This is a genomic window from Ralstonia sp. UNC404CL21Col, assembly GCF_000620465.1.
GTDB lineage: Bacteria > Pseudomonadota > Gammaproteobacteria > Burkholderiales > Burkholderiaceae > Ralstonia > Ralstonia flatus.
Genome location: NZ_JIBE01000003.1, coordinates 1,551,798 through 1,578,498, shown reverse-complemented (window position 1 = coordinate 1,578,498; position 26,701 = coordinate 1,551,798). Strand labels below are relative to the sequence as shown.

At 65.5% G+C, this 26,701-nt stretch carries 25 protein-coding genes, 1 tRNA gene and 1 riboswitch; of the genes, 9 read left to right on the top strand and 17 right to left on the bottom strand.

Annotated elements, in window-relative coordinates; translation table 11 throughout:
• The first annotated feature begins 3 nt into the window (after positions 1 to 3).
• Entirely contained in the window at positions 4 to 1,602 is a 1,599-nt protein-coding gene (locus N511_RS0107445; RefSeq protein ID WP_027678718.1) for a hypothetical protein, read from the top strand.
• Positions 1,603 to 1,620: 18 nt separating this feature from the next.
• Here the strand turns inward: N511_RS0107445 and N511_RS0107440 are convergent, their stop codons facing one another.
• The 6 genes from N511_RS0107440 to N511_RS0107415 form a co-directional block, all read right to left on the bottom strand.
• A complete protein-coding gene (locus N511_RS0107440) occupies positions 1,621 to 1,980 on the bottom strand; it encodes a DUF4369 domain-containing protein (protein WP_027678717.1) in 360 nt (119 codons plus the stop codon).
• A gap of 12 nt (positions 1,981 to 1,992) precedes the next feature.
• On the bottom strand, positions 1,993 to 2,904 hold the full coding sequence (thiD, locus tag N511_RS0107435) for a bifunctional hydroxymethylpyrimidine kinase/phosphomethylpyrimidine kinase (protein ID WP_027678716.1): 912 nt from the start codon (positions 2,902 to 2,904) through the stop codon (positions 1,993 to 1,995).
• 59 nt (positions 2,905 to 2,963) lie between these two features.
• The gene (locus tag N511_RS0107430; protein ID WP_027678715.1) at positions 2,964 to 3,659 is read right to left on the bottom strand and encodes a hypothetical protein; all 696 of its coding nucleotides are present in this window, start codon (positions 3,657 to 3,659) and stop codon (positions 2,964 to 2,966) included.
• A gap of 75 nt (positions 3,660 to 3,734) precedes the next feature.
• On the bottom strand, positions 3,735 to 5,129 hold the full coding sequence (locus N511_RS0107425) for an alkaline phosphatase (RefSeq protein WP_027678714.1): 1,395 nt from the start codon (positions 5,127 to 5,129) through the stop codon (positions 3,735 to 3,737).
• A gap of 17 nt (positions 5,130 to 5,146) precedes the next feature.
• Positions 5,147 to 6,604 (bottom strand): alkaline phosphatase, encoded by a 1,458-nt coding sequence (locus N511_RS0107420; protein ID WP_027678713.1) that lies wholly within the window; start codon positions 6,602 to 6,604, stop codon positions 5,147 to 5,149.
• 211 nt (positions 6,605 to 6,815) lie between these two features.
• Positions 6,816 to 7,100: a hypothetical protein gene (locus tag N511_RS0107415; RefSeq protein WP_027678712.1), complete on the bottom strand. Its 285-nt coding sequence runs from the start codon at positions 7,098 to 7,100 to the stop codon at positions 6,816 to 6,818.
• A gap of 559 nt (positions 7,101 to 7,659) precedes the next feature.
• Positions 7,660 to 7,734: riboswitch (S-adenosyl-L-homocysteine riboswitch) on the top strand.
• A gap of 108 nt (positions 7,735 to 7,842) precedes the next feature.
• On the opposite strand from N511_RS0107415, the gene ahcY reads away from it, so the two are divergent.
• Genes ahcY through N511_RS0107395 form a run of 4 tightly spaced genes read left to right on the top strand, consistent with a single transcriptional unit; the run spans position 7,843 to position 10,996 of the window.
• On the top strand, positions 7,843 to 9,267 hold the full coding sequence (ahcY, locus tag N511_RS0107410) for an adenosylhomocysteinase (protein ID WP_027678711.1): 1,425 nt from the start codon (positions 7,843 to 7,845) through the stop codon (positions 9,265 to 9,267).
• Between the two features lie 55 nt (positions 9,268 to 9,322).
• Complete coding sequence (locus tag N511_RS0107405; RefSeq protein ID WP_004628357.1) at positions 9,323 to 9,667, top strand: phage holin family protein; 345 nt, start codon at positions 9,323 to 9,325, stop codon at positions 9,665 to 9,667.
• A 10-nt stretch (positions 9,668 to 9,677) separates the two neighbouring features.
• Positions 9,678 to 10,508 carry a methylenetetrahydrofolate reductase [NAD(P)H] gene (gene metF, locus N511_RS0107400; RefSeq protein ID WP_027678710.1) on the top strand — a complete coding sequence of 277 codons (831 nt, stop codon included), beginning with the start codon at positions 9,678 to 9,680 and terminating at the stop codon, positions 10,506 to 10,508.
• A 29-nt stretch (positions 10,509 to 10,537) separates the two neighbouring features.
• A complete protein-coding gene (locus tag N511_RS0107395) occupies positions 10,538 to 10,996 on the top strand; it encodes a TfoX/Sxy family protein (RefSeq protein ID WP_027678709.1) in 459 nt (152 codons plus the stop codon).
• Between the two features lie 4 nt (positions 10,997 to 11,000).
• On the opposite strand, the gene N511_RS0107390 is transcribed toward N511_RS0107395, so the two are convergent.
• Positions 11,001 to 11,615 (bottom strand): pyridoxamine 5'-phosphate oxidase family protein, encoded by a 615-nt coding sequence (locus N511_RS0107390; protein WP_027678708.1) that lies wholly within the window; start codon positions 11,613 to 11,615, stop codon positions 11,001 to 11,003.
• Between the two features lie 17 nt (positions 11,616 to 11,632).
• Positions 11,633 to 12,238: a 5-formyltetrahydrofolate cyclo-ligase gene (locus N511_RS0107385; RefSeq protein ID WP_027678707.1), complete on the bottom strand. Its 606-nt coding sequence runs from the start codon at positions 12,236 to 12,238 to the stop codon at positions 11,633 to 11,635.
• 43 nt (positions 12,239 to 12,281) lie between these two features.
• Between N511_RS0107385 and N511_RS0107380 the strand changes: the two genes are divergently transcribed.
• The 4 genes from N511_RS0107380 (at position 12,282) to N511_RS0107365 (ending at position 17,630) form a co-directional block, all read left to right on the top strand.
• Positions 12,282 to 14,234: a lytic transglycosylase domain-containing protein gene (locus tag N511_RS0107380; RefSeq protein ID WP_027678706.1), complete on the top strand. Its 1,953-nt coding sequence runs from the start codon at positions 12,282 to 12,284 to the stop codon at positions 14,232 to 14,234.
• A 182-nt stretch (positions 14,235 to 14,416) separates the two neighbouring features.
• Positions 14,417 to 15,421: a complex I NDUFA9 subunit family protein gene (locus N511_RS0107375; protein WP_027678705.1), complete on the top strand. Its 1,005-nt coding sequence runs from the start codon at positions 14,417 to 14,419 to the stop codon at positions 15,419 to 15,421.
• Between the two features lie 224 nt (positions 15,422 to 15,645).
• On the top strand, positions 15,646 to 16,347 hold the full coding sequence (locus N511_RS0107370; RefSeq protein ID WP_027678704.1) for a glutathione S-transferase family protein: 702 nt from the start codon (positions 15,646 to 15,648) through the stop codon (positions 16,345 to 16,347).
• Positions 16,344 to 17,630, top strand: a complete 1,287-nt coding sequence (locus N511_RS0107365; RefSeq protein WP_027678703.1) for a multifunctional CCA addition/repair protein — start codon at positions 16,344 to 16,346, stop codon at positions 17,628 to 17,630. Before N511_RS0107370 ends, N511_RS0107365 begins: the two co-directional genes overlap by 4 nt.
• Before the next feature lie 30 nt (positions 17,631 to 17,660).
• Here N511_RS0107365 and N511_RS0107360 read toward each other — a convergent pair whose 3' ends face one another.
• The 9 genes from N511_RS0107360 to N511_RS0107320 form a co-directional block, all read right to left on the bottom strand.
• Positions 17,661 to 18,566 carry a glutamate/aspartate ABC transporter substrate-binding protein gene (locus N511_RS0107360; RefSeq protein ID WP_027678702.1) on the bottom strand — a complete coding sequence of 302 codons (906 nt, stop codon included), beginning with the start codon at positions 18,564 to 18,566 and terminating at the stop codon, positions 17,661 to 17,663.
• A gap of 83 nt (positions 18,567 to 18,649) precedes the next feature.
• Complete coding sequence (locus N511_RS0107355; RefSeq protein WP_027678701.1) at positions 18,650 to 19,486, bottom strand: 3-keto-5-aminohexanoate cleavage protein; 837 nt, start codon at positions 19,484 to 19,486, stop codon at positions 18,650 to 18,652.
• On the bottom strand, positions 19,480 to 20,835 hold the full coding sequence (locus tag N511_RS0107350; RefSeq protein WP_027678700.1) for an aspartate aminotransferase family protein: 1,356 nt from the start codon (positions 20,833 to 20,835) through the stop codon (positions 19,480 to 19,482). The genes N511_RS0107355 and N511_RS0107350 overlap by 7 nt, the downstream gene beginning before the upstream one ends.
• 16 nt (positions 20,836 to 20,851) lie before the next feature.
• The gene (locus N511_RS0107345) at positions 20,852 to 21,760 is read right to left on the bottom strand and encodes a MurR/RpiR family transcriptional regulator (protein ID WP_027678699.1); all 909 of its coding nucleotides are present in this window, start codon (positions 21,758 to 21,760) and stop codon (positions 20,852 to 20,854) included.
• 178 nt (positions 21,761 to 21,938) lie between these two features.
• Positions 21,939 to 22,244 carry a hypothetical protein gene (locus N511_RS0107340; RefSeq protein WP_027678698.1) on the bottom strand — a complete coding sequence of 102 codons (306 nt, stop codon included), beginning with the start codon at positions 22,242 to 22,244 and terminating at the stop codon, positions 21,939 to 21,941.
• Positions 22,245 to 22,531: 287 nt separating this feature from the next.
• Positions 22,532 to 22,607, bottom strand: a tRNA-Phe gene (locus N511_RS0107335).
• 67 nt (positions 22,608 to 22,674) lie between these two features.
• The gene (locus N511_RS0107330) at positions 22,675 to 23,388 is read right to left on the bottom strand and encodes a response regulator (RefSeq protein ID WP_027678697.1); all 714 of its coding nucleotides are present in this window, start codon (positions 23,386 to 23,388) and stop codon (positions 22,675 to 22,677) included.
• Between the two features lie 36 nt (positions 23,389 to 23,424).
• Positions 23,425 to 25,926 (bottom strand): sensor histidine kinase, encoded by a 2,502-nt coding sequence (locus N511_RS0107325; protein ID WP_027678696.1) that lies wholly within the window; start codon positions 25,924 to 25,926, stop codon positions 23,425 to 23,427.
• Positions 25,923 to 26,693 carry a DUF4390 domain-containing protein gene (locus N511_RS0107320; protein ID WP_027678695.1) on the bottom strand — a complete coding sequence of 257 codons (771 nt, stop codon included), beginning with the start codon at positions 26,691 to 26,693 and terminating at the stop codon, positions 25,923 to 25,925. The genes N511_RS0107325 and N511_RS0107320 overlap by 4 nt, the downstream gene beginning before the upstream one ends.
• Between the last annotated feature and the right edge of the window lie 8 nt (positions 26,694 to 26,701).

The following is a 26,701-nucleotide window of genomic DNA, read 5'->3' as shown; positions in this document are numbered from 1 at the left end:
CACATGCGCGATTCATTTCATCTCATCGCTTATCGGCGTGCCGCCACCCACGTGCTCGCAGCCGCCTGCCTGTTGCTTTCTGCCTGTCAATCCGGAGTCCAGATGCCGACCAATAAAACCTACTACCGCCAACCCATCGCCTGGCCGCGCATGCAAACGCAAGCAGAACAAGGTCATCAGGGCCAGGCCCCCGCCGCAGTCCTGCTGGGGGTGCAATGGCTTAACCCGCTGATGTGGCGGGACTACCCAACCCAATGGAATCTGCTGTGGGCACAAGGGCTCGCACAGCCCAATGACGACGACCTGCAGGCGAAACGCTTCAAGCTGGGCGATGCGGTGGGGCAGGTGACGCTTGGCTTGTCGCGCCATGAACGATTGGAGGACTTTCCACATGTAAAGCGCGACAGATTCGAGTCGGCATTGAGCAAATTGATTACCGCCCCACTGCTCACCTTCAACGACTACCTGGAGGACGCGAATTATTTCTATTCCCTCAAGCGGGGTACCAGCCGCCCTAACTACTTCGACCCGAACGTGTTCTTTGGCTTGCCGCGCGAGTGGTTGAACACGCCAACCTACCTTGACGACACTCACCCCAGTACGGGACAGAAAGACCTTCTTGAAGAGCAAAAGGCCATGGGCATGCCCGCGCCCAGCATTCTCGCCTACGACGCCGCCCATGCCGAAGAACGCATGCGCGACTACTGGGTCACGCTGCACAAAGATGACAGGGGTAGGACCGTACGCGGTACGCGCGTCTTTCCGGAAATGATTATTGGCGAGCGCACCCTGTCACTGCAGGCAGTGCGGCGGCTGGTGTTTCACGAGATCGCAAGCGACGCCCAAGCCAAAAGCATGCTGCTCAACCCTGAGGGCAGGTTGCCCAACGTCACGGTGTCGGCAGGCGACACCAACGTCGGTTTCTACAACCTCCAAGACGCCCTCAAGTTCCTGGCGCAACACCCCGACAAGCTGACGTGGGTATGGAATGTAGACGCGCCCAACTACCCCATGGGCGAGCAGACCAACGAAAACACCGCCCTGCTGATCCTCGGCCACCCGAGCGCCGACTGGGGCTACACAGCACTGGCCTCGTTCTACACCCCGCATCAACACCAAGGCGCCATCGGCAACAAGGCCGCCAATCCCGGCGGCGCGTGGGCCGGGCTCATGCAAGCCGTGCAAGCACAGGCCTCAGAACAGCATCCGGTCGAGCGCGTCTACTACGACGTGCCAAAGCATGCCGACAATGTCACTTCCTTGATGCGGCCGTTGCGCGCCGCTATTTACCAGCAGTGGCCGGACCTCGACCAGATCGCCAACGTGTATAGCGTGGCGGAGCACATGGAGGGGCCGGCGCGGGCAGCCAGCTTTGCTGTCAATGCCGCGTTTGCGGCGGCGTATGCCGACCAGAGCGGCAAGAGTGCCGTCGTCACCAGCGTGGCGGATTCCGCCGACAGCTGGGCAGTGCTGATCGGGCCGCCGCCGGGCTGGCAACCCAAGCCGCCGGTGACGTACTGGCCGCGCGCACGAGGCGAGAACCGGGCGTATTGGGCGTGGTTTGGGGAACGGACCGACGGCAATAAGGCCAACGTTCAATGAGCCCGTTACGAGACAGGTTCAACGCGCCTGACACGTCACCTGCACATTGTTCACATCGCCATTGACCGTGCCGCTGCCATTCGTCACCACGCAGTTGGCCGACGCGGGCTGCGTGCTGATCGTCACCACATAGCTGCCGTCGAACGGCACCAGCCCGCCAAACACGAACGGGCCGTTGGCGGCCAGCGTGAGCGAATCGCGGCCGTTGTTGAGCAATACGATCGACTGGCCGCCGGGCAGCCCGGACAACGTCCCGCCAATCGAGAAGGCGCTGCCGATGGGCGAGCCCAGGCTGATGTAGCCATTGCAGGCACCAAGCAGCGCGCAAAGCGCAGCGAGCGGAAGGCAGCGAACCAGCATGAGCGGCAGGCGTTTCATGGCAGCTCCTGATCAGTCTTCCTCGACATCCACTTCGAGCGAACGCGGTGCGGCGAGCGGCCGCGGTGCGAATCCGTGGTTCAACGGACCGGCGCCACGACCGAGCGCCAGGTGGCGGCCCGCGCCGATGGCATGCAGCAGGTAATCGAGCGAGGCTTCGATGGCGACTTCCAGCGCATCGCCGCGCGCCAGGTGGGCGGCAATGGCGGCGGACAGCGTGCAGCCCGTGCCGTGCGTGTGGGGCGTGTCGATGTAGGTATGCGCGTAGACGCGCTCGGTGCCTTCAGCGGTGACGAGCACGTCTTGCAGCACGCCGTCTTCACCGGCGGTGGACGTGGCGCTCAGGTGCCCGCCCTTGAGCAGCACGGCGCGCGGCCCAAGCGCCAGCAGGTCGCGCGCGGCGGGCAGCATGTCGTCGGCGGTGCGCACCTCGCGGCCGAGCAGCGCGCTGGCTTCCGGCAGGTTCGGCGTGACGACCAACGCGCGCGGGAAGAGCCACTTCGCCATCGCCCGCACCGTGGCGTCGCTGCCGAGCTGCGCGCCGCTGGTGCTGACCATGACCGGATCGACGACGAGGTTGGCGATCGGGTGGCGGTCCAGCGCCGAGAGAATGGCTTCCACCACCTGCGGCGTGCCGAGCATGCCGGTCTTGGCCGCATCGACGCCAATGTCGCTTGCCACGGCGTCGATCTGCGCGGCAACGATGTCCGGGGTGAGCGATTCCACCGCCGTCACGCCCAGCGTGTTCTGCGCGGTGATGGCCGTGATGGCCGACATGCCGTAGCAGCCGAGCGCGGCAAACGTCTTCAGGTCAGCCTGGATGCCCGCACCGCCGCCGCTGTCCGAACCGGCGATGGTGAGCACGCGCGGCACGTGCGAGGCGGGAGCGGCAAACGCAGCGAGGGTCGGGTCGGTGATCGTCATGTCGGTGCGAACGTATGGGGGTGTTCGCACTATAGCGCTATCCCGCACCGACCGAAGCGTCAGTCCATCAGGTCGGTGTAATCGGCGGCGGCGTAGCGCTGGGCGCGTTCCCACGGCGCGGCGGCGGGGGCCGGCAACGCCGTCACGCGCGTGAGCTTGCGTTGCGTGCCGGTGGCGTTGCGCGATTCCACGCGACGCGGGTATTGGCCGGCCACGTCCCAATCGACGGTGACAGTGCGCTCGCCCTGCGTCGATCGGTAGGTCTGCACGCCATTGCGCACCGGGCCTTCGGCGCGCATGCCCTTGAGTGCGGCTGGGTCGAGCAAGTGATACGCCGTCGCCCACGAGCCGTCGAAGCCGATGTTGGAATATTCGGCCGGTTCCACGGCGTAGTTTTTCTGCTGGGATTCGCTGACCACGCGCACGGTCAGCGCGCCCTTGGCGTCGCGTTCGATCCAGCGCGGGGCGGTGTCGGTATCGGCGTGCTTGTGGCCGGCATGGGCGTTGGCGTGGTCGTGCTCGGCGTGCGCCGAAGCGGGCGGCAGTTCGCGGGCGATCCAGACGCGGTCGCCCTGGCGGTAGACGCGCTCGGCAAAGCGGACGTCGCGCTGGATGCCATCGGTGCCGAGCGACGACAGTTGGTGTTCGACGCGCAAGGCGGTCAGCGCGTTGGACGAAGCCGGGCCGGCGGCCTGTGCCGTAGCAGCGAGGGCGGCGAAGGCGAACGAAAACAGAATGCGGGCAGATCGGGTCATACGAAGTCGGTCAGGCTGAAACGAAAAAAGCGCATGCCGATTGCCTCGGCATGCGCGTCAATGGAAACGCAGGAATCAGAGGCCCATGGCCGTCTTGACCACGCCGAACACTTTCGTGTTGTCCAGCGTGCCCTTCAGCGGTGCGCTGCCCGGACCAGAGGAGAACAGCATCACATCCCCGCCGCCGTGCGTTTCCGAACCAGGCGTGCCGAGCTGCACCCCCACTTCCTGCAGGTAATCGTCTGCAGCCGTATCGACCGAGGCCAGGTTGTCGCGCGTGGCCTTGCGCGGCGTGCCGCCGTTGCCGAACACCAGCGTGGTGTAAGGCTGGCCGTCGGCGGCCAGTTGCGGCTGCTTGGTCTTGATGTCGGTCGACAGGCCCAGGATCGGATTGCCCTTGTGCGGGTAGCCGTTGATCGTCATCGTGTGGTCGTGGTCGGCCGTGACGACGATCAGCGTGTTCGACAGGTCCACCGTGCCCAGCGCGCGCTTGATGGCTTCGTCGAATGCGCCGGCATCTTCCAGTGCGCGCTTGGCGTTGGTGCCGTGCAGCGCGTGGTCGATGCGGCCGCCTTCCACCATCAGGAAATAGCCCTTGCCGTTCTTCTGCAGCACGCGGATGGCCTTCTCGGTCATGTCGGCCAGGCTGGGCTCGTCCACGTTGTTCTTCTTGCGGTCCAGCTCGTAGTTCATGTGGTCCAGGTTGAACAGGCCGAGCAGCTTGTTCGTCGTGGCCGGATTGATGGCGGTGAGCTGCGTGCCGGTGGTGACGTAGCTGTAGCCGGCGGTCTGGAACTGCGCGGTCAGGTCGGTCGTGTCGGTGCGCTTGCTGCCCGTCGTGCCTTGCGGCAGGTAGTGACGGCGGCCGCCGCCGAGCAGCACGTCGAGGCCGTCCTTGAGCGCGGCGTTGTACAGCGCGTTGCCCGGTGTGCCCTGCGCGGCGATCTGGTTTTCACCGTCGCGGTGGCAGATGTGCGAGTACGTGGCGGCCGGCGTGGCGTGCGTGACGCGCGTGGTCGTCACCGCGCCCACCGACTTGCCGGCAGCCTTGGCCAGCTCCAGCAGCGTCACGGCAGGCGTGCCGTTGTTGGCGGGGCACGTGCTGTCTGCACCGCTCACGTAGCCCTTGCCGGTGGCATCGCTGGCCTTGGTGTCGGCCGACATGGAGATGACCTCATTGTTCATCTTCACGCCGGTCATGTACGCCGACATCGACGGCGCGCTGTCGGTGGTCTGCGCATCGTTGGAGTACGTCTTGATGCGTGCCGTGCGCTTGAGCGATTCCATCGTCAGGCGGCCGGCCTCTCCCACCTTGTAGATGCGCGTGGCGGTGACGGTGGTCGGGCCCATGCCGTCGCCCAGGAAGAAGATCACGTTCTTGGCTTCACCGGCGGCGTGCGCTTGGGCGCAGGCACCGGCTGCCAGCGCCAGCAGCGTGGCGCGCAGGATACGGTTCGATTGCGTGTTCATGATGTGCCCTCTCCCTCTTACAGACCCACGGCCTGCTTGATGAGGCCGAAGACCTCGGTGTTGTCCATCGTGCCGGTAAAGCGCTCGGCGCCCAGGCCGCGTGCGCCGATGAAGACATCGGTGCCGCCGTGCGTTTCGCCGCCCGGTGCAACCGGGATCACGGCTTCCTGGTGGTAGCTCTTGTCGTACACGGCGACATCCGTCAGTGCGCCGCGCGTGGCCGGGCGGTTCTCGCCGGTGCCGAAGCCGATGATCGTGAACGGGTTGCCGCCCGTGTCGGTGGCGTTGGCGCCGGTCACGTAGTTCTTCAGCAGGCCCAGCACGCCGGGGTTGCTGTCGCTGGTCGGGCCCGTGCGCTTGGCGTAGCCGTTGAGCACCAGCGTGTGGTCGTGGTCAGCCGTCACGACGATCAGCGTGTTCTTCAGGCCCGGGTCGATCGTGTTGAGCTTGTCGATCGCGCCACGGATGGCGGAGTCGAACGCCACCGTGTCCTGCAGCGCCTTGCGGGCGGTGGTTTCGTGCAGCGCGTGGTCGATGCGGCCGCCTTCCACCATCAGGAAGAAGCCCTTCTTCTTGGCGGCCAGCACGTCGATGGCCTTGTTGGTCATCTCGCCCAGGCTCGGCTCCTTGCTCGGGTCACGATCCAGGTCGTACGACATGTGGCTGCTGGTGAACAGGCCGACGACCTTGCCGTCGGTGGCTTGCAGCGTGTCGAATTCGGCCTTGTTGCTGGCATAGCGGTAGCCGCCGGCCTTGAGTTCGGCGATCAGGTCGCGGCCGTCGGTGCGCGCGCCGCCTGCCGTGGTCGGCTGGAAGTGCTTGCGGCCACCGCCGAAGACGACATCCACGCCATCGCCCAGCGCGGCGTTGAAGCCCTTGCCGGCCGGCGTGAGCTGCGCGGCGATGGTGTTCTCGCCGTCGCGGTGGCAGATGTGCGAATACGTAGCGGCCGGCGTGGCGTGCGTGATGCGCGTGGTGGTGACCACGCCCGTGCCGTAGCCTGCGGCCTTCATCAGTTCGAGCAGCGTCGTGACGGGCTTGCCGTTGCCGCTGGGGCAGGTGCTGTCGGCGCCCGAGATGTAGTCCTTGCCGCCCGCGTCATAGGCCATCGTGTCCGGCGACATCGAGATGACCTCGTTGTTCATCTTCACGCCGGTCATGTAGGCCGACATCGACGGCGCGGAGTCGGTCACCTGCGCGTTGTTCGAGAAGGTGCGCACGAAGCCGGTTTCCGGCAGCGTGTCCATGGTCAGTTCGCCGTCTTCGCCCACCTTGTAGATGCGCGCGGCGGTCATGGTGGTCAGGCCCATGCCGTCGCCCAGGAAGAACACGACGTTCTTGGCAGGCATGGTGCTGGGCGGGGTGGTGTCCGGCGTGGCGCTGCCGGTGGCGGACGTGCCGTCGCTGCCGCACGCGGCCATGGCCAGTGCAGCGGCCGCGGCGGCGGCGTACTTCGTGAGTTTATGGTTGTGCATCGTTGGCTCCCTGAACGATGCCCGGACTTTGGTGGCCGCGTGTTGCAGGTCCGTGATGCTGCTTCGCCACTTGCTAACCGGATCGCAAGGTTGGAATGTGACAGCGCCTTGACACTGCCGCGTGTGCGCCGGTACGCGCGAGAGACGATGGGCGTCTCGTTGATTGCGTTGCCGATCCCCGGCCCGCCCCGGGGATAGGTCTTGCTGTTGGTTATGCGGCGGAGACCTGCCGCCGCTCGATGGCGGCCAAAACCTCCCACGTGCGCGGGTCCACGTCGCTCCCCCCGAGCGACATCGACAGGTACGCATCGATGGCATCGACAAAGCCCTTCACGAATGCCGGCGGATACGCGTGTTCCGAGAAGTACGTGAGCTGCTCGCGCAGCATGCCCAGTCGCCGGTGGCGATGGGTCTGCATGTCGGACCGCGTGCGGCACAGAAACGCGCGCGCCGAGACTGCACCGTCGAGGTAGAGGCGGTTTTTGGTCAAAGACATGCGGCACCTCCCGGTTGTGTGGGAAGCATGCGGCGCCATGGGGGCGGGGAAGGGTAAGACGCGGGGCGATGCTCGCTGAGTGCGGTAGCCAATGTGGCCTCCTGAGGTATTGAAGGAAGCCCGAACTCTCGCTGCTAAACGAGGGTGGCGGGCCTGACGACGGCGTTAGCAGACCGGTACCTCAGGAAACCGGCAGACCCGAAGGTCTCACCGCCCGGCCCGCCGCAAAAAAGCATAGGCGTGCGCAAGCACCGGACATGAAAACGCCGCGCGGAGGCGGCTGTCCGTCTGAGGTATCTGGATGGGCTGCTAAACCCGGTCACCGCGAAGGCGGTAACGGTCGGAATTATAGCGATGGGATCGACGTGCCCCGCTGTCATGTTTTGCCAAATGCCGCATCACGCCTTGGATTCTGCCGACGGCCTCGGGCTCCCGTCCGCTCACCCCCGACGCCGCTTGAGTGATCGATGCTTCACGGCTGAAGGCGGCGTTCATGACGCTGATGCCCGCTTGTTCTTTTCCTCGGTGCTCTGTCGCAAGAATCCGCTACAATCCAGCCCATTCCGAGGAGCGTTGCAACGGGTGGGCACTGCCCAACCGCCAGGCTCGGAAGTTCAAACGGCGCTCGCAGTATCGTGGCTGACACGATGGCGAGAACGCATCTATCCGGGGCCCCAGCATGGGCCCCGTCTCAGTGGTCATCTCCCCGCGTGCGGTCACCCATCTTTTCCGGAGTGATCCAATGAACGCTGTCACCGAACTGAAACACGATTACCTCGTCGCCGACATCAAGCTGGCCGACTGGGGCCGCAAGGAAATCGCCATTGCCGAGACCGAAATGCCCGGCCTGATGGCGATTCGCGAGGAATTTGCCGCCAGCCAGCCGCTCAAGGGCGCGCGCATTGCCGGCTCGCTGCACATGACGATCCAGACCGCCGTGCTGATCGAGACGCTCAAGGCACTCGGCGCCGACGTGCGCTGGGCCTCGTGCAACATCTTCTCGACGCAGGACCACGCTGCCGCCGCGATTGCCGCCTCGGGCACGCCGGTGTTCGCCTTCAAGGGCGAATCGCTCAAGGAATACTGGGACTTCACCCACCGCATCTTCGAATGGGCCGACGGCGGCACGCCGAACATGATCCTGGACGACGGCGGCGACGCAACGCTGCTGCTGCACCTGGGCGCCAAGGCTGAGAAGGACGCCTCCGTCATCGCCAAGCCGACCAGCGAAGAAGAAACCTTCCTGTTCGCGGCCATCAAGGAAAAGCTGGCCAAGGACGCGACCTTCTACAGCCGCAACCTGGACGCCATCAAGGGCGTGACCGAAGAAACCACCACGGGCGTGCATCGCCTGTACCAGATGGCCCAGCGCGGCGAGCTGCGCTTCCCGGCCATCAACGTGAACGACTCGGTCACCAAGAGCAAGTTCGACAACCTGTACGGCTGCCGTGAATCGCTGGTCGACGGCATCAAGCGCGCGACCGATGTGATGATCGCGGGCAAGGTGGCGGTCGTGGCCGGCTACGGCGACGTGGGCAAGGGTTCGGCACAGGCACTGCGCGCACTGTCGGCGCAAGTGTGGGTAACCGAAATCGACCCGATCTGCGCGCTGCAGGCCGCCATGGAAGGCTACCGCGTGGTGACGATGGATTACGCCGCCGAGCACGGCGACATCTTCGTGACCTGCACGGGCAACTACCACGTCATCACGCACGACCACATGGCCAAGATGAAGGACCAGGCCATCGTCTGCAACATCGGCCACTTCGACAACGAGATCGACATCGCGTCCGTCGAGAAGTACCAGTGGGAAGAGATCAAGCCGCAGGTCGATCACGTGATCTTCCCCGACGGCAAGAAGATCATCATCCTGGCCAAGGGCCGCCTGGTGAACCTGGGTTGCGCCACGGGTCACCCGTCGTACGTGATGAGCAGCTCGTTCGCCAACCAGACCATCGCGCAGATCGAACTGTGGACCGAAGCGGTGAAGGGCTCGAACAAGTACCCGGTGGGCGTCTACACGCTGCCCAAGCACCTGGACGAGAAGGTCGCGCGCCTGCAGCTGAAGAAGCTGAATGCGCAACTGACCGAGCTGACGGACCAGCAAGCCGCGTACATCGGCGTGAGCAAGGAAGGCCCGTACAAGGCTGACCACTACCGCTACTAAGCCGTACCTGCCGGCGGCATTCCCCGCCGCCGGCTCTCCAACCGAGGACTCCTCCATGAGACTGCTCGCTGTCTGGGTCATCAACGCGCTGGCGTTGCTTCTTGTCGCCTATCTGCTCAAAGGCATCCACGTCAACGGCTTCGGCTCCGCGCTGATCGCGGCGCTCGTGCTGGGTCTGGTCAACACGCTGATCCGCCCGATCCTGGTGATCCTCACCCTGCCGGTGACGCTGCTCACGCTCGGGCTGTTCATCTTCATCATCAACGCGCTGCTGTTCCTGTTTGTCGGCAACCTGCTGGCGGGCTTTCAGGTGGCCAGCTTTGGCGCCGCGCTGCTGGGCTCCATCCTGTACAGCGTGATCTCGTGGCTGCTCTCGAGCCTGTTGCTGCGCGAGGCTTAAGGTTTCTGTCATGCAAGACCGTCAATTCAGTTTCGAATTCTTCCCGCCCAAGACGGCGGAAGGCGCCGAGAAGCTGCGCAACACGCGCGCGCAACTCTCGCCGCTCAAGCCGCGCTTCATCTCCGTGACGTTCGGCGCGGGCGGCACCACGCAACAGGGCACGCTCGACGCTGTGGTGGAAATCCAGCGCGAAGGCATCGAAGCGGCGCCGCACCTGTCGTGTGTGGGCTCGTCGCGCGAGAGCATCCGCGGCATTCTCAATACGTATCGCGAACACGGCATCCGCCGCATCGTCGCGCTGCGCGGCGACATGCCGTCGGGCATGGGCGAGATCGGTGAATTCCGCTTCGCCAACGAGCTGGTCGAGTTCATCCGCCAGGAAACCGGCGAGGCGTTCCACATCGAAGTGGCGGCGTATCCGGAATACCACCCGCAGTCGCGCTCCGCCCGGCACGATCTGGAGAACTTCGCCCGCAAGGTCAAGGCGGGTGCGGACTCCGCCATCACGCAATACTTCTTCAACGCCGACGCGTATTTCCAGTTCGTCGACGACGCACGCAAGCTCGGCGTGGAAGTGCCCATCGTGCCCGGCATCATGCCGATCACGAATTCGTCGCAGCTGATGCGCTTTTCCGAGATGTGCGGTGCGGAAGTGCCGCGCTGGATCGCCAAGCGCCTCGAAGGCTTTGGCGACGATCGTGAATCGATCCGCGCGTTCGGCCTGGACGTGGTGACGGCCATGTGCGACCGCCTGCTGCAAGGCGGCGCGCCGGGCCTGCACTTCTACACGCTGAACGCCGCCGGCTCCACGCGGGCGATCTGGCAGCGACTGGGCCTGTAAAGAGAACGCGCACAGCAAAGGAGATCGTCATGGCCGCCGCACCCGATCCGCTGATCGCCTGGTTGCTTGACGAACTCCGGCCGCTGGCGGCGCAGATCGGCGAGATCCGCGCGCGCCGGATGTTCAGCGGCGCGGCGCTGTATTACGACGACATCGTGTTTGCGCTGGTGCTGCGCGGCACGTCTTACCTGCGCGTGGACGACCTCACGCGCGAACGTTTTCTCGCTGAAAAATGCACGTCGTTCAGTTACGAGCGCAACGGCCGCACCATCAGCATGACGGGCTACCTGAGCACGCCGGCAGAGGCGCTCGACGGTGGGCAGCCATTGCGCGACTGGGTGCGGCTGGCCATTGAAGCCGCGCTGCGTGACGCCAATGCCAAGGCCGCCAAGCCGAAGCGCGCCACGGCAAAGACGGCGAAAGCTACCAAGGCAACAAAGACAACGGCGACCAAGACGGTCGCCGCAAAAAAGACAGCCAAGCGCTGAACGCTCAGTACAGCGTGGTCTTCAGCCGCTCCGGCAACTCGCGATCGTAGGCCTCTCCATCAAACGTACCACCGCTGATGTGCTGCAGGATCTTGCCCGCGGTGGGCACGGCCGGCTTGGTTTCCTGCGCGCCGCGTTCCCACAGCTTTGAGCGCACCAGCGCCTTCGAGCAATGGAAGTACACCGTCTGCACCTGTACGAGGATCACGCTGCGCGGCAGCTTCCCCTGCACCGCAAATGACGCGAGCAATTCCGGATCGGCCGAGATGGTCGCCGTGCCATTCACGCGCAAGGTCTCGCCCACGCCCGGCACGATGAAGAGCACCGACACGCGCCCGTCTTCGACGATATTGCGCAGGTTGTCGATGCGGTTGTTGCCGGGCCGGTCGGGAATCGCCAGCAGCCGTTCGTTCAGGATGCGGACGAAGCCCGGCGCATCGCCCTTGGGCGAGGCATCGGTGCCGCCGACACCCACGGACGACAGCACGATAAACGGCGAAGCCTCCACGAAGGCGCGGTAGTCGGCGTTCAGGTGGTCGATCTCTTTGAGCAGCGAACGCGGGTTCGGCGCGCCATACACGGCTTCGAGGTCGGCAACGGTTTTCAGCGTGTGGGACATGGGTTTCCTGTGGCGGATTAAAACGCGCCGCGCTCGGTGACGATGCAGTCGAGCGCGATGTCGTGCGATTGCGGTGCGATGGATTCCACGCGGTTCACTTCATATGCCACGCCAATCGTGCACGGGCGGTGTCCGGCGGCATGCAGCGCGGCGAGCGTGCGGTCGTAGAAGCCGCCGCCGTAGCCGATGCGGTAGCGCTGCGCGTCAAAGCCCACGCACGGGATCAGCAAGGCATCGGGCGTTTCCATCTCACCCGAGCGGGGGATGGGGATGTTGTACGCGCCGGGCGTCATTTCACAATCGGGCGTCCATCGCCGAAACTGCAAGGGCGAGAATTTGTCAGTCACTACAGGCAGCAGTGCATGGCGCGTGGCGTCGGCCGCCAACCAGTGGCCCAGCACGGTCAACGCATCGAACTCTCCCTGCGTTGGCCAGTAGGCGGCCAGGCGTTTGACGGGCAGTGTGTTCAGCAACTCGGCCAGGTGATGCGCCAGCGCGGCATCGTGGGCAATGCGGTCCGGCAGCGCGGCGCGTGCATCGAGCAACATGGTGCGCAGCGTGCGGCGCGATTCGATGGGCGTGGTGGGATGGGCCGGATCGTGCGGGTTCCCTAAGGCTGACATGGGATAATTCGGCAGACCTAACAGTGATTGGATGGGGCAGGAGATGACATTGAAGGCCAAGGCAGTATATCGCGCGGTCGCGCTGGCTTTTGCGGGTGTGGTGGGCATGAGCGTGGTCGGCCCGACGCCGCTGGCGGTGGCTGCAAAGCGCCAGGCGCCGCAGGGCATTCCGGCCAATCCGGACGATGCGTTTGTCGAGCTGCGCAACGCTTCGCGCCGCAACGATGTGTCGCGCAGCTGGGAGCTGGCCGACAGCCTCTCCGACTACCCCATCCAGTCTTACGTGCAGTATTTCCGCATCAAGCCACAGCTGTTCGATGCCAGCGGCTATGCGCGTACCGATGCACCGGAAGATGAGATCCGCTCGTTCCTGCAGCGCTATAAAGGTGAGGCGATTGCCGACCGGTTGCGCAACGACTGGCTGCTCGTTCTCGGCAAGAAGCGCGATTGGGCGACCTTCGACGCCGAGTACCCGAACTTCGTGCTGAAGGACGACACGCAGGTCGAGTGCTATGCCCTGCTCTCGCGCGCGATGAAGGGCCAGAACGTGGCCGCCGAAGCACGCAACACGCTGTCGGACCCCAAGGGCTATGGCGAAGGCTGCGTTGATCTGATCGGCTATCTCGCGCAGTCCAAGCAGTTCACCCGTGCGGATGTGGCTTTTGCGGCGCGGCTGTCGCTGGAGCAGAACCTGGTCACGCAGGCCTCGCGCATTGCCGCGGTGCTGCCCGACGGTGATCGCGTGGACAACGACACGCTGGCCAACGTGACGCGCATGGCGCGCAACGATCCCTCGCAGGCGACGGCGTATCTGCTGGCGCAAACCGGCAGCCTGTCGCGCGAAGAGCAAGGCGCGGGCTGGGGCGTCATCGGCCAGTACGCCGCCAAGAAGCAGACGCCCGATGCGCTGGACGCCTACCGTCGCCAGCTGACGCTCGGCGGCGACGCCTACCTTTCCGACGAGTCGCAGGAGTGGCGCGTGCGCGCGGCTCTGCGCGCCGGGGATTGGAAGATGGTGCGTCAGGCCGTTGAGAAAATGCGCCCCTCCCTGCGCGATCGTGATCCGGCCTGGACGTACTGGTACGGCCGCGCGCTCAAGGCCGACAATCGCAACGACGAAGCCCGCCAGCAGTTCCAGTCGATTGCCGGCCAGTTCAACTTCTATGGCCAGTTGGCGCAGGAAGAACTCGGCCAGCGCATCACCGTGCCGCCGCGCACGACCGTGACCGATGCCGAGATCGACGTGATGGGCCGCAACCACCCGGGCTTTGGGCGTGCCAAGAAGCTGTACGACCTGAATCTGCGCTTCGAAGGCAACCGCGAGTGGAACTGGGAATTGCGCAACATGAGCGACCGCGAGTTGCTGGCCGCGGCCGAATATGGCCGCAAGCTCGGCTTGCTCGATCGCACCGTCAATTCGGCGGACAAGACCAAGGCGGAGCACGACTTCGCGCTGCGCTTCCCGACGCCGTATCTCAATGTGGTCCAGCGCAACGCCGATGCCGTGGGGTTGGACATTGCCTGGGCCTACGGCCTGATCCGCCAGGAATCGCGCTTCATCATGGATGCGCGTTCGTCGGTGGGCGCTTCTGGCCTGATGCAGGTGATGCCGGAAACCGCCAAGCACATCGCCAAGAAGATCGGCCTGCCGGGGTTCCGCGTTTCGCAGATGAGCGACATCGATACCAACGTGCTGCTGGGTACGGCCTACCTGTCGATGATCCTGACGAATCTGGACAGCTCCGTCACGCTGGCGACCGCCGGCTACAACGCCGGCCCCGGTCGCCCGAAACGCTGGCGCTCGACGCTCACGCGGCCGGTGGAAGGTGCGATCTTCGCCGAGACGATCCCGTTCAACGAGACGCGCACCTATGTGAAAAACGTGCTGTCGAACGCGACGTACTACAGCGCATTGCTGACCGGTCGGCCGCAGTCGCTGAAGGATCGCCTCGGCAAGGTGGTGCCCGAATCGGTCACGCCGGACGACCTGCCCTGAGCGCCTGATCGTCCTCCCGTTGTCCTCCGACGCCCGCCGCAACGCGGGCGTTTTTCATGGGCGCGTGCGCTGGCTGACGCACAGTTGTGCCGCACGCAGCACGCCGCGTCGACATACCTTGGGGGCAATCCCGTTCGGGATGTATTGTGGTGTTGCCCCCCACCCGTCTTGGAGATGCCTCCATGCAGCCCTCCAATCTGCTCATCTTTGGCGGTACCGGTTTTATTGGCTCGCAGTTGCTGTCGCGGCTCGTGACGGAGACATTTTCTGCGCCGGGCCTGCCCGAAGGCCGCATGATCGTGCCCACGCGCGATCCTGAGTCGTCCCGCGCGCACAACCTCACGCTGCTGCCGCGTGTGGACGTGATGGATGCCGACATCTACGCCGACGACGCGCTCGACGCACTGTTCCTGGCGCTGACCGAGCGCGGCGGCGAGCACTGCGCCGTCATCAATCTCGTCGGCGTACTGCAGGACGCGCGCGACACCCCGTACGGCCCGAACTTCCAGCGCGTGCATGTCGACCTGCCGCGCCGCATCGTCGCCGCATGCCGACGCCATGGCGTGAACCGGCTGCTGCACATGAGCGCGCTGGGCGCCGATCCGGCCGGCCCGTCGATGTACCTGCGCAGCAAGGGCGATGGCGAACGCGTGGTCATGAACAGCGAGCTTGACTGGACGGTGTTCCGCCCCTCGGTGGTGTTCGGCCCGCAGGACCACTTCCTGAATCTGTTTGCGAGCATGCAGCGCATGGCGCCGTTTGTGCCGCTGGCCTGTGCCGATGCGCGCTTCCAGCCCGTGTACGTGGATGACGTGGCAGCCGCGTTCATCAACGCGCTCAAAAAGCCGGCGACGATCCGGCACGCGTATCCGCTGGTGGGGCCGCGCATCTACACGTTGGCGGAACTGATGCGCTTTGCGGGGCGTGCGAGCGGCCACCCGCGCTGGATCGTGCCGCTTCCCGAAGGGCTGGGCCGCATGCAGGCCGCGCTGCTGGAACACCTGCCAGGCGCGCCGATCTCGCGGGACAACCTCGACTCCATGCGCGTGGACAACGTCAGCATGGAACCGGTCGCGCCGGAACTCGGCATCCACCCGCTCGGCATGGAGGCCGTGATGCTGCCCGCCCTGGCCGGCTTTGGGCCGGACCGCGGATTGCGTGCTGCACGTACGCGGGCCCATCGCTAGCCGCTACGGAAACGCGGAGGATTTGCGTCGTTTGTGAATCGGCTTCACAACCGTGGCCAATCCGTTTCATTTTGTGGCGGTGCAGCGCAAGGCTAGAATGGTTCGTTCGCCTTCGCGCTGCCGCTCGCCGCTTCCGATACAACAAAACTAGAGCGCCCGGCATTCCCGCGCGATGCTGGCGGGCTCCCACAACAATTGCAGTGCACTCTCCAAGGACGGGAATCATGAAACTGGTCATCGGCAACAAGAACTATTCGTCGTGGTCGCTACGCCCGTGGCTGCTCGCCAAGCAGGCCGGCATTCCGTTCGAAGAGATTCGCGTGCGTCTTTTTGTCGAAGGGTTTTCCACCGAGATTCGTCGCTATTCGCCGGCGGGCCGTGTGCCGGTGCTGGTGGACGGCGACATGACGGTGTGGGATTCGCTCGCCATCTGCGAGACGCTGGCCGAGCGCTTCCCGCGCGCGCAACTGTGGCCGGCGGACCCAAAGGCCCGTGCGCACGCCCGCTCGGTCTGCGCTGAAATGCACAGCGGCTTCACCCACCTGCGCAACAACATGCCGATGAACGTGACGGCCGTGCTGCCCGGTATGGGCTGGAACGTGGCCGTGCAGCGCGACATCGACCGCATTGCCACGATCTGGACCGAGCTGCGCCAGAAGCACGCAGCCGAAGGCCCGTTCCTGTTCGGCCACTTCACGGTGGCCGATGCGTTCTACGCGCCGGTGGTCAGCCGCTTCGCCACGTACGGCGTGCGTCTGCCCGAAGCCGCCAAGGCCTATGCCGACTACATCCTCAATCTGCCCGCCATGCAGGAGTGGATCGACGGTGCGCGCGCCGAGCATGACTTCCTCGCCGACGACGAGCCGTATCGCACCGCGCCGGACGAAGACACGCTGGTTGTTGCCGACCACGCCGCCAATCAATGACGGAACGCGCAGCGCAGACTGAAGCCATCGTTGATCCAGCCACACACGGGCTGGATGTGTATGCCGTGGGCGGCGCCATTCGTGACGCGCTGCTCGGGCTGCCGGTGCAGGACCGGGATTACGTTGTGGTCGGCGCCACGCCGGAAGCCATGGAGGCACGTGGCTTTCGCGCGGTCGGCAAGGATTTCCCGGTCTTCCTGCATCCCGCGACGCATGCCGAATACGCGCTCGCCCGCACCGAGCGCAAGACGGCTGCCGGCTACAAGGGTTTCTCCGTCTACTACGCGCCGGACGTCACGCTCGAAGACGACCTCATCCGCCGCGACCTGACCATCAATGCGATGGCGCAGCGCGTGGCGGAAGACGGCGCGCTCGTCGGCCCGGTGGTCGATCCGTACGGGGGGCAGGCCGATTTGGCGTCGCGCACGTTTCGGCATGTGTCAGATGCGTTCATGGAAGACCCGGTGCGCATCCTGCGGCTGGCGCGGTTTGCTGCGCGCTTTGCCGACTTCCATGTCGCGCCCGAAACCAACGCGCTGATGCAGCGCATGGTGCAGGACGGCGAAGTCGATGCGTTGGTGCCTGAGCGCGTATGGCAGGAGATTGCGCGCGGCCTGATGGAAGCCCATCCGCAGCGCATGTTTGCCGTGCTGCGCGACTGCGGGGCACTGGTGCGCCTGCTGCCGGAACTCGATCGGCTGTGGGGCGTGCCGCAGCGCGCCGACTATCACCCCGAAGTCGATACCGGCGTGCATACCATGATGGTGATCGAAACCGCAGCAGCGATGGCGACGTCGTTGCCGGTACGCTTTGCTGCGCTGGTCCACGACCTCGGCAAGGGCACCACGCCCGACGACATCCTGCCCCGCCACATCGGCCACGAAGAGCGCAGCTTGCCGCTGATCGAAGCGGTGTGCCAGCGCCTGCGCGTGCCGACCGAGTGCCGCGAACTGGCGCTCGTGGTGGCGCGCGAGCACGGCAACATCCATCGTTGCGATGGTTTCGATGCCGCAGCGCTGGTGCGCCTGCTCGAGCGTTGCGATGCGCTGCGCAAGCCGGACCGTTTCCGTCAGGCCCTGCAGGCGTGCGAGGCCGACGCACGCGGCCGGCTCGGGTTTGAAGATCGCAGCTATCCGCAGACGGAACGCCTGCTGCGCGCGCTGGCGGCTGCATCGTCCATCGATGCCGGTGCCGTTGCCAAGCGCTACGCCGACAACCCGGCGCACATCAAACAAGCCGTGCATCAGGCGCGCATCGAGGCCGTCGCGCAGGCCGGCGTCTAGGTTGGTACCCAGCGCCGGCCGTGCGGCCGCTTACTCGAACGGCGTGTCGTTCGGGTTCGCGTACAGCGCCTTCAACTGATCGTTCATCGGGAAGTTGAAGTTCAGGTTCTTGGGCGGCACCGGCTTTTCGAACCACTTCGCGTAGAGCGTCTTGATCTCGCCGCTCTTCATCACGCCGGTCATGGTGTCGTCCACCAGCTTCTTGAACTGGGGATCGTCCTTGCGCAGCATGAAGCCGTAGGCTTCGAACGACTGCGGCGTGCCGGTCACGACCCAATCGTCGGGCTTCTGCGCCAGCGTGCGTGCGCCGGCCAGCAGCACGTCATCCATCATGAACGCCGCCACGCGGCCGCTCTGCAGCGTGAGGAACGATTCACCGTAATCCTTCCCGCTGATCACGTTCATGTTCATCTTTTTCTCGTCGTTCATCTTGCGCAGGATGCGTTCCGACGTGGTGCCCGCGTTGGTGATGACCGACTTGCCCGCCAAGTCGGGGAAATCCTTCACGCCGGATTTCACGTTGGTCAGCAGGCGCGTGCCGGCAATGAAAAAGGTCGTCGAAAAAGCAGTCTGCTGCTCGCGCGACTTCAGGTGCGTGGTCACGCCGCACTCCAGATCGACCGAGCCGTTCTGCACCAGAGACGTCCGGTTCTGCGAGGTCACGGGAATCTGCTTGATGTCCAGGTTGGGCTTGCCCGTCTTCTTCTTGACGGCGTCGATCACGCGGGAGCAGAGATCGGCCGAGAAACCGACGATCTCGTTCTTGCTGTCGCGGTAAGAAAACGGAATCGACGATTCGCGCACGCCGATCAGCATCGTGTTGCTGTCCTGGATCTTCTTGAGCGTGCCGTCGAGTGCCTGCGCTTGCGCGCCGATCGTGAGCAGGCTCGTCAGCGCGAGTGGGATGATCCGGATACAGCGGGTGGTCAAACGCATACTTCCTCCAATGGTTGTGGTGCGCGGCCTGTTGTGTTGCGGCCGTCTGTGCTTTGGCTTCGTGGCGATGAATGCGGAACGTCTTAACGGCCGAACCAGCTACGCAGATCGGCGGCGCTGGCCAGCGGCCGGTGCAGCGCGTCGAGATGCCGTCGCAGGTTGGTGACGAGCGCTGCGTTGTCGGGCGCTGTGCTGCCGTCGGGCAGGGCCATGTTGTTTTCGAATCCCAGGCGCGCATGGCCGCCGAGCAGCGCTGCGGTGAGCGCGCATTCAGCCTCACGCGGGCCGAACGCGCACATCGCCCAGGGCACGTTGGCGGTGAGGTTGCCGCCGTCAGCCCACGCCTGCAGGAACGGCAGCAGGTCGGTGGGGTCGGAGCGCTGCCCCGCGCTGTAGCGGCCGAGCACGAACAGCACCCAGTGCGGCGTATCGGGCAACACACCGCGTGTGCGCAGGTCGCGGTAGCGCACCACGTCGTCGGCGGAATACAGGATGTACTGGATGGCCGTGCGCGCCGCGGCCAGCTCACCAAAGAAGCGCGCGGCTTCCGCCTCGTGCGCGGCATCGGGCGCCAGCTCGCGCAGCGCGGCGGAAATCGCTTCCGGCTGCAGCGCGCGCACCGATGCCATCTGCTGTTCGGGCGTGTAAATGCCGACGGCTTCCGTGGTGATCTGGATCACCAGGGCGTCGCCCACGGCACGTTGCACGGCGGCGATGGCCGGGCGGTAGTCGCCAGGCTCCAGGCTGTGCGTGCCGTCGGGGCGGCGCACGTGCAGATGCAGCATCGCGGCGCCGGCATCCACGCATTGGCGCGCGCAGGCGGCCAGTTCGTCGGGCGTGATCGGCAATGCGGGGTGATCGGCGTGCGTCTTGCGCGCCCCGTTGGGTGCAACGGCGATGGCGATGGGCAGAGTTACCACGCGGCCTCCAGCGTGGTGGCGGTGGCGGCGTCAACGGCATCGCCCAGGCGTTCGACGATGGCGTCGATGTCCTGCGCGGTGGCGATGAACGGCGGTGCGAGCAAGATGTGGTCGCCGCGCTGGCCGTCAATCGTGCCGCCCATCGGATAGACCATCAGGCCGCGCTGCATCGCTTCGGCCTTTACGCGTGCGTGCGTCTTGCGGGCAGGCGGCAGCGGCGCCTTGGTCGCGCGATCCGCCACCAGTTCCACGCCGACAAACAGCCCACGGCCGCGCACGTCGCCCACATGTGCGTGGTCGGCAAAGCGCGCGCGCAGCGCTGCACGCAGTTGTTCGCCACGCGCCTGCACATTGGCGAGCAGGTTCTCTTCTGCGATGACCTTCTGCACTTCCAGCGCCGCCGCGCATGCCGTGGCGTGGCCGATGTAGGTGTGGCCATGCTGGAAGAAGCCGCTGCCGTTCGTGATCGCGTCGACAATGCGGCGATTCACCAGCGTTGCGCCGATCGGCTGATACCCGCCCCCGAGGCCCTTGGCAATGGCGATCATGTCAGGCACCACGCCGTCTTCCTCGCATGCGAAGAGGTAGCCGGTGCGTCCCATGCCGGACATCACCTCATCGAGCAGCAGCAGCACGCCGTGGCGATCGCACACGGCCCGCATCTTGCGGAAGTAATCGCCCACCGGTGGCACCGCGCCGGCCGTGGCGCCCACCACGGTTTCGGCGACGAAGGCCGCGACATTTTCGGCGCCGAGTTCGGCGATCTTCGCGTCCAGCTCGTCGGCCAGGCGCTGCACGTATTGCGCGTCGCTCTCGCCATCCAGGCGCTCGCGATACGCATAACACGGCGAAACATGGTGCGCCGGCACCAGCAGCGGCAGGAACGGCTCGCGGCGCCATGCGTTACCGCCAATCGCTAGCGCGCCCAGCGTGTTGCCGTGATAGCTCTGACGCCGCGCGATGAAGTACCGGCGCTGCGGCTGGCCGATTTCAACGAAGTATTGGCGTGCGAGTTTCAGCGCCGCTTCGATTGCCTCCGAACCGCCGGAGACGAAATATACGTGGTCCAGATCGCCCGGCGCCGCAGCGGCCAGGCGCGCGGCCAGTTCCTCCGCCACGTCCGTGGTGAAGAAAGACGTGTGCGCATACGCCAGTGCGCGCACCTGCTTGCAGATGGCGTCGACCACGCGCGGGTGGCCGTGGCCGAGACACGAAACGGCGGCGCCGCCGCACGCGTCGAGGTAACGCTTGCCGTCGGAGTCGATGAGGGTCATGCCCTCGCCGCCGACTGCGGTGGGCAGCGTCTTGCGCGGGTCGCGGTGGAAGACGGATGTGGTGGACGGTGTCATGGGCGATCTCGGGAGGTCAACGTTGGGTGGGCGGCACGGCGACAGCCGCTTCACTGCGGCGGGCGCTGCGCACGTAGGCGGCTTGTTGCTTGAGTTGGGCGTCGCTGTCGGCCAAGTGGGCGAGCGCGGTGGGCCCGGCGTGGCGGAACCAGGTCATCAGCAGCGCGTCGAGCAGCGCCATCGGCGCGGCCAGCGAATGGAAGAACGACGGAATGGCGACGGGCGCGACGAGGTGCTGCCACGCCAGTTCAGCGCCGGGGGCGATGGCGCTGTCGGTCACGTATACGAGGCGCGCCCCGCGCGCATGCGCGTACTGCATCGCTTCGACGACCTCGCGCGTGTACGGATCAAACGTGACGGCCACGACGATGTCGCCCTCGCCGCAAAAGCGCAGCGGGTCGGCCAGCGTGTTGCCGCTGCCGGCGCACAGCGTGACCTTGTCGTCGAACAGCTGCGCGGCATAGCCGAATGCATGCGTCAGCGCCAGGCAACTGCGTGCGCCCAGCAGGAAGACACGGCGCGCCTTGCAGAGGGCGCTGGCCACGGTCTCCAACGCTGCGACGTTGGCCGGCGAAAACGCCGACTGCACATGCGCGCCGATTGCCATGCCGATGCGCTCGGCCTCCGACGCGCCTGCTGCGTCGTCGCCTTGCAACGCATTGGCCCGGCCGGTAAAGCCATCGGCTTGCTGGCGCAGGTGGTTCACGCAGATGTCGCGCAGCGCCGCAAAGTCGTCAAAGCCCAGCGCGCGTGCCAGGCGCGAAAACGTGGCCGGCGGCAGGTCGCAGCGGCGCGCAAAATCCCGCATCGAGAGCAGGGCGATGTCGTGCTGGTGCGTTTCCAGCAACATGGCGGCGCGCTGCAGTTGCGGAGACAAATCGCCGGCGCGGTCGCGCAGCGTTTGCATGAGCCCATCGAACGTCATGAGGTGACCGAGTTGATTCAACTGTTTCGTAAACTACGTAATTGAAACAAATGAGTCAAGATCGGATTGAGCTCAGTGCGTTGGGCAAACGCAAAAACGGCCGCATCCCAGGAATGCGGCCGTCTAGGCAAACAAAAACGGAGGCCGAAGCCTCCGTCGTGCGTGTGATGCGTGCGTCTCAGGTTGCCGGCGCGTCGAGCTGTTCCATGCGAAGTTGGAAGAAGCCGGCGCCGATCAGCCCCAGCAGGCTCAGCGCCATGCACGTGCAGGCCAGAATCATCACCGCGCCTATCGACGACACCCCGCTCATGAGTGGCGTGTGCGTGAGGGCCGACAGATTGCCGCCCACCCACATCGCCGCGACAAGCGCCATCAGGCACGTCAGCGCCGCGGCATTGCGCAACCACGTCAACCGCGTCTTGCGGCTGATGCCGTCGAAAGCGTGGAAATGAAAGTGGTGGTGACCGGTGCCAACGAGTGCCATGGAGAATCTCCTTGTGCTTGCCGCTTGATAGCGTTGAGTCACTATACCGAGACCTGCGACAGTTTGGCGCAGTTTGCGCCGCTAGGTATACCCTAAGCTGCGCTGCGTCAAGAGGCTCGGGTACATTTTTTGTGCGTGCGACACTGCGCCGCAGATCGGCGGCGGGCGCGGCAAATGAGGAGATGACGGGGACGCGCGAACGGCGTCGCAGAAATGAAAAAAGACCTCGCGAGGAGGTCTTTTTTGTTGCCCTGCAAAATCGATTGATCTTGAAGGGCGAAGAATTTTGGTGGCCTGGGGCGGAATCGAACCACCGACACGCGGATTTTCAATCCGCTGCTCTACCAACTGAGCTACCGGGCCAAGCAAAGAAAGGCAAGTATGACAGGGTGTGCGCCCAGTCGTCAAGTACCTCCAAGCACTTTGATGATCAGGCCGCCGGCTCGCCCTTGTTGCGCGAGAGTTCGACGCCCAGTTGCTTGAGCTTGCGGTACAGGTGAGTCCGTTCCAGGCCGGTCTTTTCGGCCACGCGCGTCATGCTGCCGCCTTCGCGCTGCAGGTGGTATTCGAAGTAGGCGCGCTCGAACAGGTCACGCGCTTCGCGCAGCGGCATGTCGAACGAGAACTGCATGCCGCCGCCTTCGGCTGCGCGGGTCGGTACGCCATTGATATCGGTGCGATCGGGCCCAGCGGGCGCACCCGCTGCTGCGGCGTTGGGTGCGGCCCCTGCCTGCCCCGCCACCGGTGCGGCAGCCGGTGCTGCGGAGCGCGGCTTTTCCTTGCTGCGCGACAGGCCCTGCTCCACCGCGGTCAGCAGTTTCTGCAGCGCGATGGGCTTCTCCAGGAAATTCAGCGCCCCGATCTTGGTCGCTTCGACAGCAGTGTCGATGGTGGCGTGGCCCGACATCATGATGACGGGCATGGTGAGCAGACCTTGCGACGCCCATTCCTTGAGCAGCGTCACGCCGTCGGTATCCGGCATCCAGATATCGAGCAGGACGAGGTCGGGCGTTGCGTTCGCGCGGTATTCGCGCGCGCGCTGCGCGTTCTCGGCGACTTCAACAACGTGCCCTTCGTCTCCGAGGATTTCGGAGAGCAACTCCCGGATACCCATTTCGTCGTCGACAACGAGGATGGTGGCCATGCTTTTCCTCTATGTGCGGCGGGATTGCCGTCCGCGCTACGCGAGTTTTACGAACAGTATGGAAACCTGGGCGCCGACGGTGTCGGTACCCGATGTGCCCGATGTTGTGCTGGACTGGCGGTTGCGCAATTCGATGCGCGCCCCGTGCTCGTCCATGATTTTCTTCACCATGGCCAAGCCCAATCCTGTGCCCTTGGCTTTGGTCGTGACGTACGGCTCGAAGGCGCGGTTGAGGATGCGGGAAGAGAACCCGCCGCCGTTGTCCGCGATCGCAAGCCGCACGGCCTGCCGCCGCGCGCCCGAGGCGTCGTCGTATTCTACCGTGTCAGTTTGCAACATGACATGCGGAGCAGGTCGCCCGGCCGCTTCGTTCTCCGCCACGGCGTCCTGCGCGTTCTGCAGGAGGTTGTGGATGACCTGGCGCAGTTGCGTCGGGTCGCCCTTGATGAGCGGCAGATTGGCGCCCAGCTTGGCTTCGATGACGGGATGGTCGCGGCGGTCAGGGTGATCGATGCCGTACAGGTGCAGCACCTCGGCGGCCAGCGCGTTCAGGTCCAGCTCCTGCAGCATGGCCGGCGGCGTGCGGGCGTAGTCGCGGAAGTCATCGACCATGCGCTTCATCGCGGCCACCTGATTGACGATGGTGGTGGCGCCGCGCCGCAGCACATCGGCGTCCGCCTCGGACAACTTGGGCGAAAGCTTCATCTCCAGGCGCTCGGCCGAGAGCTGGATGGGCGTGAGCGGATTCTTGATCTCGTGCGCAAGGCGCCGCGCAACCTCGCCCCACGCCACAGAGCGCTGCGCCGAGATCACGTCGGAAATATCGTCGAACACGACCACGTAGCCGCGCTCGGTGCCGTGCGCGCCGACGGACGGGCCGGGCAGGCGCGTGCCGCGCACCAGCAGCGTGAGGGGCTCGTCTTCGTCTTCGAGCGGAATTTCGACCTGCTTCTGCCAGTGGGCCACCGCGCCGCCGGCGGCCGTGCTTGCGTCTTGCTCGGCAAAGGCCTGTTCGACCACCGGCGCGAAGGCCGCCACCGGCGTGATGCTGGTCAGCCCCTGACCGACCCACGCGCCAAAGGGCTGTTTGAAGATGCGCTCGGCACCCGGGTTGGCGGTCAGCAGCACGAAGCGATGGTCGAACACGAAGACGCCCGCGGTCAGGTTGGTCAGCACGCTCTCAAGATAGGCCTTCGATTGCTCGAGTGCCGCGCGATTCTGCTCCACGGCGCGGCGCGCGTCGGCCAGCTGCCGCGTCATCTGGTTGAACTGCTGGGTGAGCACACCGAGTTCGTCGCGCGTATGCAATTCGCGCTTGGGCGAGAGATCGCCCTCGGCCACTTCGCGCGTGCCCTGGAGCAGCATTAGCAGCGGCCGTGCCAGCTGCGCGCCGAGCAGCAGCGCGAGCATCACCGCGATGAACACCGCCAGGAACAGCGTGAGCGTGAGCGTGCCGATATACATCTTGCGCAGGCCGGTGCGGCCGAGCGCTTTCTCCTGGTATTCCTGGTAGGCGCGCTGGACGGCGTCGGCGTTGCGCGCGAGCGCCTGCGGCACCGGCTGCACGAGCTGCAGGAAGCGTTCGTCGCGGCCGCTCTCGCCGATCAGGCCGAAGCCGCGCGAGGTGCCACCGCCATCTTCCGGCCGGCGGTCTGCCAGCAAACCGGTGCCGGCCCATTTGCGTGCCGGCGTGCTCAGTCCGAGGCTCGGTTCGTCGCGGGACGCTGTTCCCAGCGCCACCACCACATGGAGTTGGTACAGATCGCTTCGGCGGCCGTTGGCGCGTGGTGCCGCAGGTGCCGCAGGTGCCGAAGGTGCCGAAGGTGCCGAAGCGGCGGGCGCGGAGGCGCTATCGGTTTCCGCATCGCTGCCGCCTTCCAGGCTCGCATAGCCGCCGGGAGCGCGGGCCTGCTCTAGCACAGCCTGATCGGGCAGGTTCGGCACGAGCGTGTCGTAGGTGTTTGACGCCGTGGCGATCACCCGGCCGCTGGCCGTGAAGATCGTCGCTTCCTGCACGCCGAACTGCTCACGCAATCGATTGAGCGTGATGGCCGTGGCCGAGGCTGACCCATCGCCCACCTGCTCGGCAATCAGGCGGCCTTTGTTCTGCAGATCGGCCAGCGCGGTATCCATGGTCGAGCGGCCAAGGTTCAGGCCGGCCTCCAGCGCGGATTCGACCTTCACGTCGAACCACGACTCGATGCTGCGCGATACGAACTGCAGCGACACCAGGTAGATCAGCACCCCTGGCAGCACGCCGACCACGCCGAAGAACACCGCCAGCTTGGTCATCAGCCGCGTGCCGAACTTGCCGCGCCGCGCGCGCAGCGCCAGCGCCAGCATCAGCCCACCGATGATGACCACCAGCAGCACCCCGATGACGAGGTTGACCTTGTAGAGCAGCGTGAAATACCGGTCGAAGAATTCGGTGTTGGCCGATGCGGCAGCCAGCAGCCCGACCAGCACGATCGCCAGAAAGACGATGGTGCCTGCCACCACCTGATAGAGCAGCCGCTTGTAGCTGCGATCGAAGATCATTTGGCGGGGGCCAGCAACGTGCCTGCGCTGGACGGGCCGGCGCTCATCCCCCAGCCCGGATTGGGCGACAGCCCCGACGACCCGGAAGCAGGCGGCGAGGATGCCGGTGGGCTGGCCGGTGGCGCAACAGGCGCGGGCGCCGGGGCGGGCGGCGGCTCATTCGGCACCAGCACGCTGAAGCGCTTCCACTCGGAGCTGAGATTCCAGTCGCGCGTGTTGACGGCGTTGATCTGGAATGGCTTGGGCAGTTGCGTCACGTCCAGGCGCATGCGCACTTCGGCCTGCACGGTTTCGCCGGCCTTGACGGCGCGCTGCTCGAACACACGCCAGCCGCGCACGTGCTGCATGAAATCGACGGCGTCTTTCAGCCGCGAGAACGGCACCTGCAGGCCGCCGGTCGATACCCGGTATTGGCGTGTGAGGGGGTGATACGACAGCCGCACCACGCGCGTGGCGCTGATGGCGTGGTCGTCAAACCAATACCAGCGCGGGCGGATCAGTTCGAATTCGACGAGGAAGTAGAGCGCGATGCCCTTGTTCACTGCGTCTTCGAGGTTGCTGGGCAGATCGAAATCGAAATCGGCGGAGAGGTTCCAGCCGCCGTCGGCGTATTCCAGCTGCGCCCGGTTGATTTCGATGGACTGTGCGGGCGCCGCGACCGGCCACCAAAGCAGCATGCCCAATGCGACCAGCGCGACCAGCCGTTGCAGAATCTGCCGGAACCGGGTTTGCAGCAGCCGGATCGATGGGCGAAGGATGACAGTCACAACGGTCG

Bases quoted from the DNA above. Each gene is read 5' to 3' on its own strand.
- N511_RS0107445 (WP_027678718.1), top strand. From the start codon at position 4: ATGCGCGATTCATTTCATCTCATCGCTTATCGGCGTGCCGCCACCCAC.
- N511_RS0107440 (WP_027678717.1), bottom strand. From the start codon at position 1,980: ATGAAACGCCTGCCGCTCATGCTGGTTCGCTGCCTTCCGCTCGCTGCG.
- thiD (WP_027678716.1), bottom strand. From the start codon at position 2,904: ATGACGATCACCGACCCGACCCTCGCTGCGTTTGCCGCTCCCGCCTCG.
- N511_RS0107430 (WP_027678715.1), bottom strand. From the start codon at position 3,659: ATGACCCGATCTGCCCGCATTCTGTTTTCGTTCGCCTTCGCCGCCCTC.
- N511_RS0107425 (WP_027678714.1), bottom strand. From the start codon at position 5,129: ATGAACACGCAATCGAACCGTATCCTGCGCGCCACGCTGCTGGCGCTG.
- N511_RS0107420 (WP_027678713.1), bottom strand. From the start codon at position 6,604: ATGCACAACCATAAACTCACGAAGTACGCCGCCGCCGCGGCCGCTGCA.
- N511_RS0107415 (WP_027678712.1), bottom strand. From the start codon at position 7,100: ATGTCTTTGACCAAAAACCGCCTCTACCTCGACGGTGCAGTCTCGGCG.
- ahcY (WP_027678711.1), top strand. From the start codon at position 7,843: ATGAACGCTGTCACCGAACTGAAACACGATTACCTCGTCGCCGACATC.
- N511_RS0107405 (WP_004628357.1), top strand. From the start codon at position 9,323: ATGAGACTGCTCGCTGTCTGGGTCATCAACGCGCTGGCGTTGCTTCTT.
- metF (WP_027678710.1), top strand. From the start codon at position 9,678: ATGCAAGACCGTCAATTCAGTTTCGAATTCTTCCCGCCCAAGACGGCG.
- N511_RS0107395 (WP_027678709.1), top strand. From the start codon at position 10,538: ATGGCCGCCGCACCCGATCCGCTGATCGCCTGGTTGCTTGACGAACTC.
- N511_RS0107390 (WP_027678708.1), bottom strand. From the start codon at position 11,615: ATGTCCCACACGCTGAAAACCGTTGCCGACCTCGAAGCCGTGTATGGC.
- N511_RS0107385 (WP_027678707.1), bottom strand. From the start codon at position 12,238: ATGTCAGCCTTAGGGAACCCGCACGATCCGGCCCATCCCACCACGCCC.
- N511_RS0107380 (WP_027678706.1), top strand. From the start codon at position 12,282: ATGACATTGAAGGCCAAGGCAGTATATCGCGCGGTCGCGCTGGCTTTT.
- N511_RS0107375 (WP_027678705.1), top strand. From the start codon at position 14,417: ATGCAGCCCTCCAATCTGCTCATCTTTGGCGGTACCGGTTTTATTGGC.
- N511_RS0107370 (WP_027678704.1), top strand. From the start codon at position 15,646: ATGAAACTGGTCATCGGCAACAAGAACTATTCGTCGTGGTCGCTACGC.
- N511_RS0107365 (WP_027678703.1), top strand. From the start codon at position 16,344: ATGACGGAACGCGCAGCGCAGACTGAAGCCATCGTTGATCCAGCCACA.
- N511_RS0107360 (WP_027678702.1), bottom strand. From the start codon at position 18,566: ATGCGTTTGACCACCCGCTGTATCCGGATCATCCCACTCGCGCTGACG.
- N511_RS0107350 (WP_027678700.1), bottom strand. From the start codon at position 20,835: ATGACACCGTCCACCACATCCGTCTTCCACCGCGACCCGCGCAAGACG.
- N511_RS0107345 (WP_027678699.1), bottom strand. From the start codon at position 21,760: ATGACGTTCGATGGGCTCATGCAAACGCTGCGCGACCGCGCCGGCGAT.
- N511_RS0107340 (WP_027678698.1), bottom strand. From the start codon at position 22,244: ATGGCACTCGTTGGCACCGGTCACCACCACTTTCATTTCCACGCTTTC.
- N511_RS0107330 (WP_027678697.1), bottom strand. From the start codon at position 23,388: ATGGCCACCATCCTCGTTGTCGACGACGAAATGGGTATCCGGGAGTTG.
- N511_RS0107325 (WP_027678696.1), bottom strand. From the start codon at position 25,926: ATGATCTTCGATCGCAGCTACAAGCGGCTGCTCTATCAGGTGGTGGCA.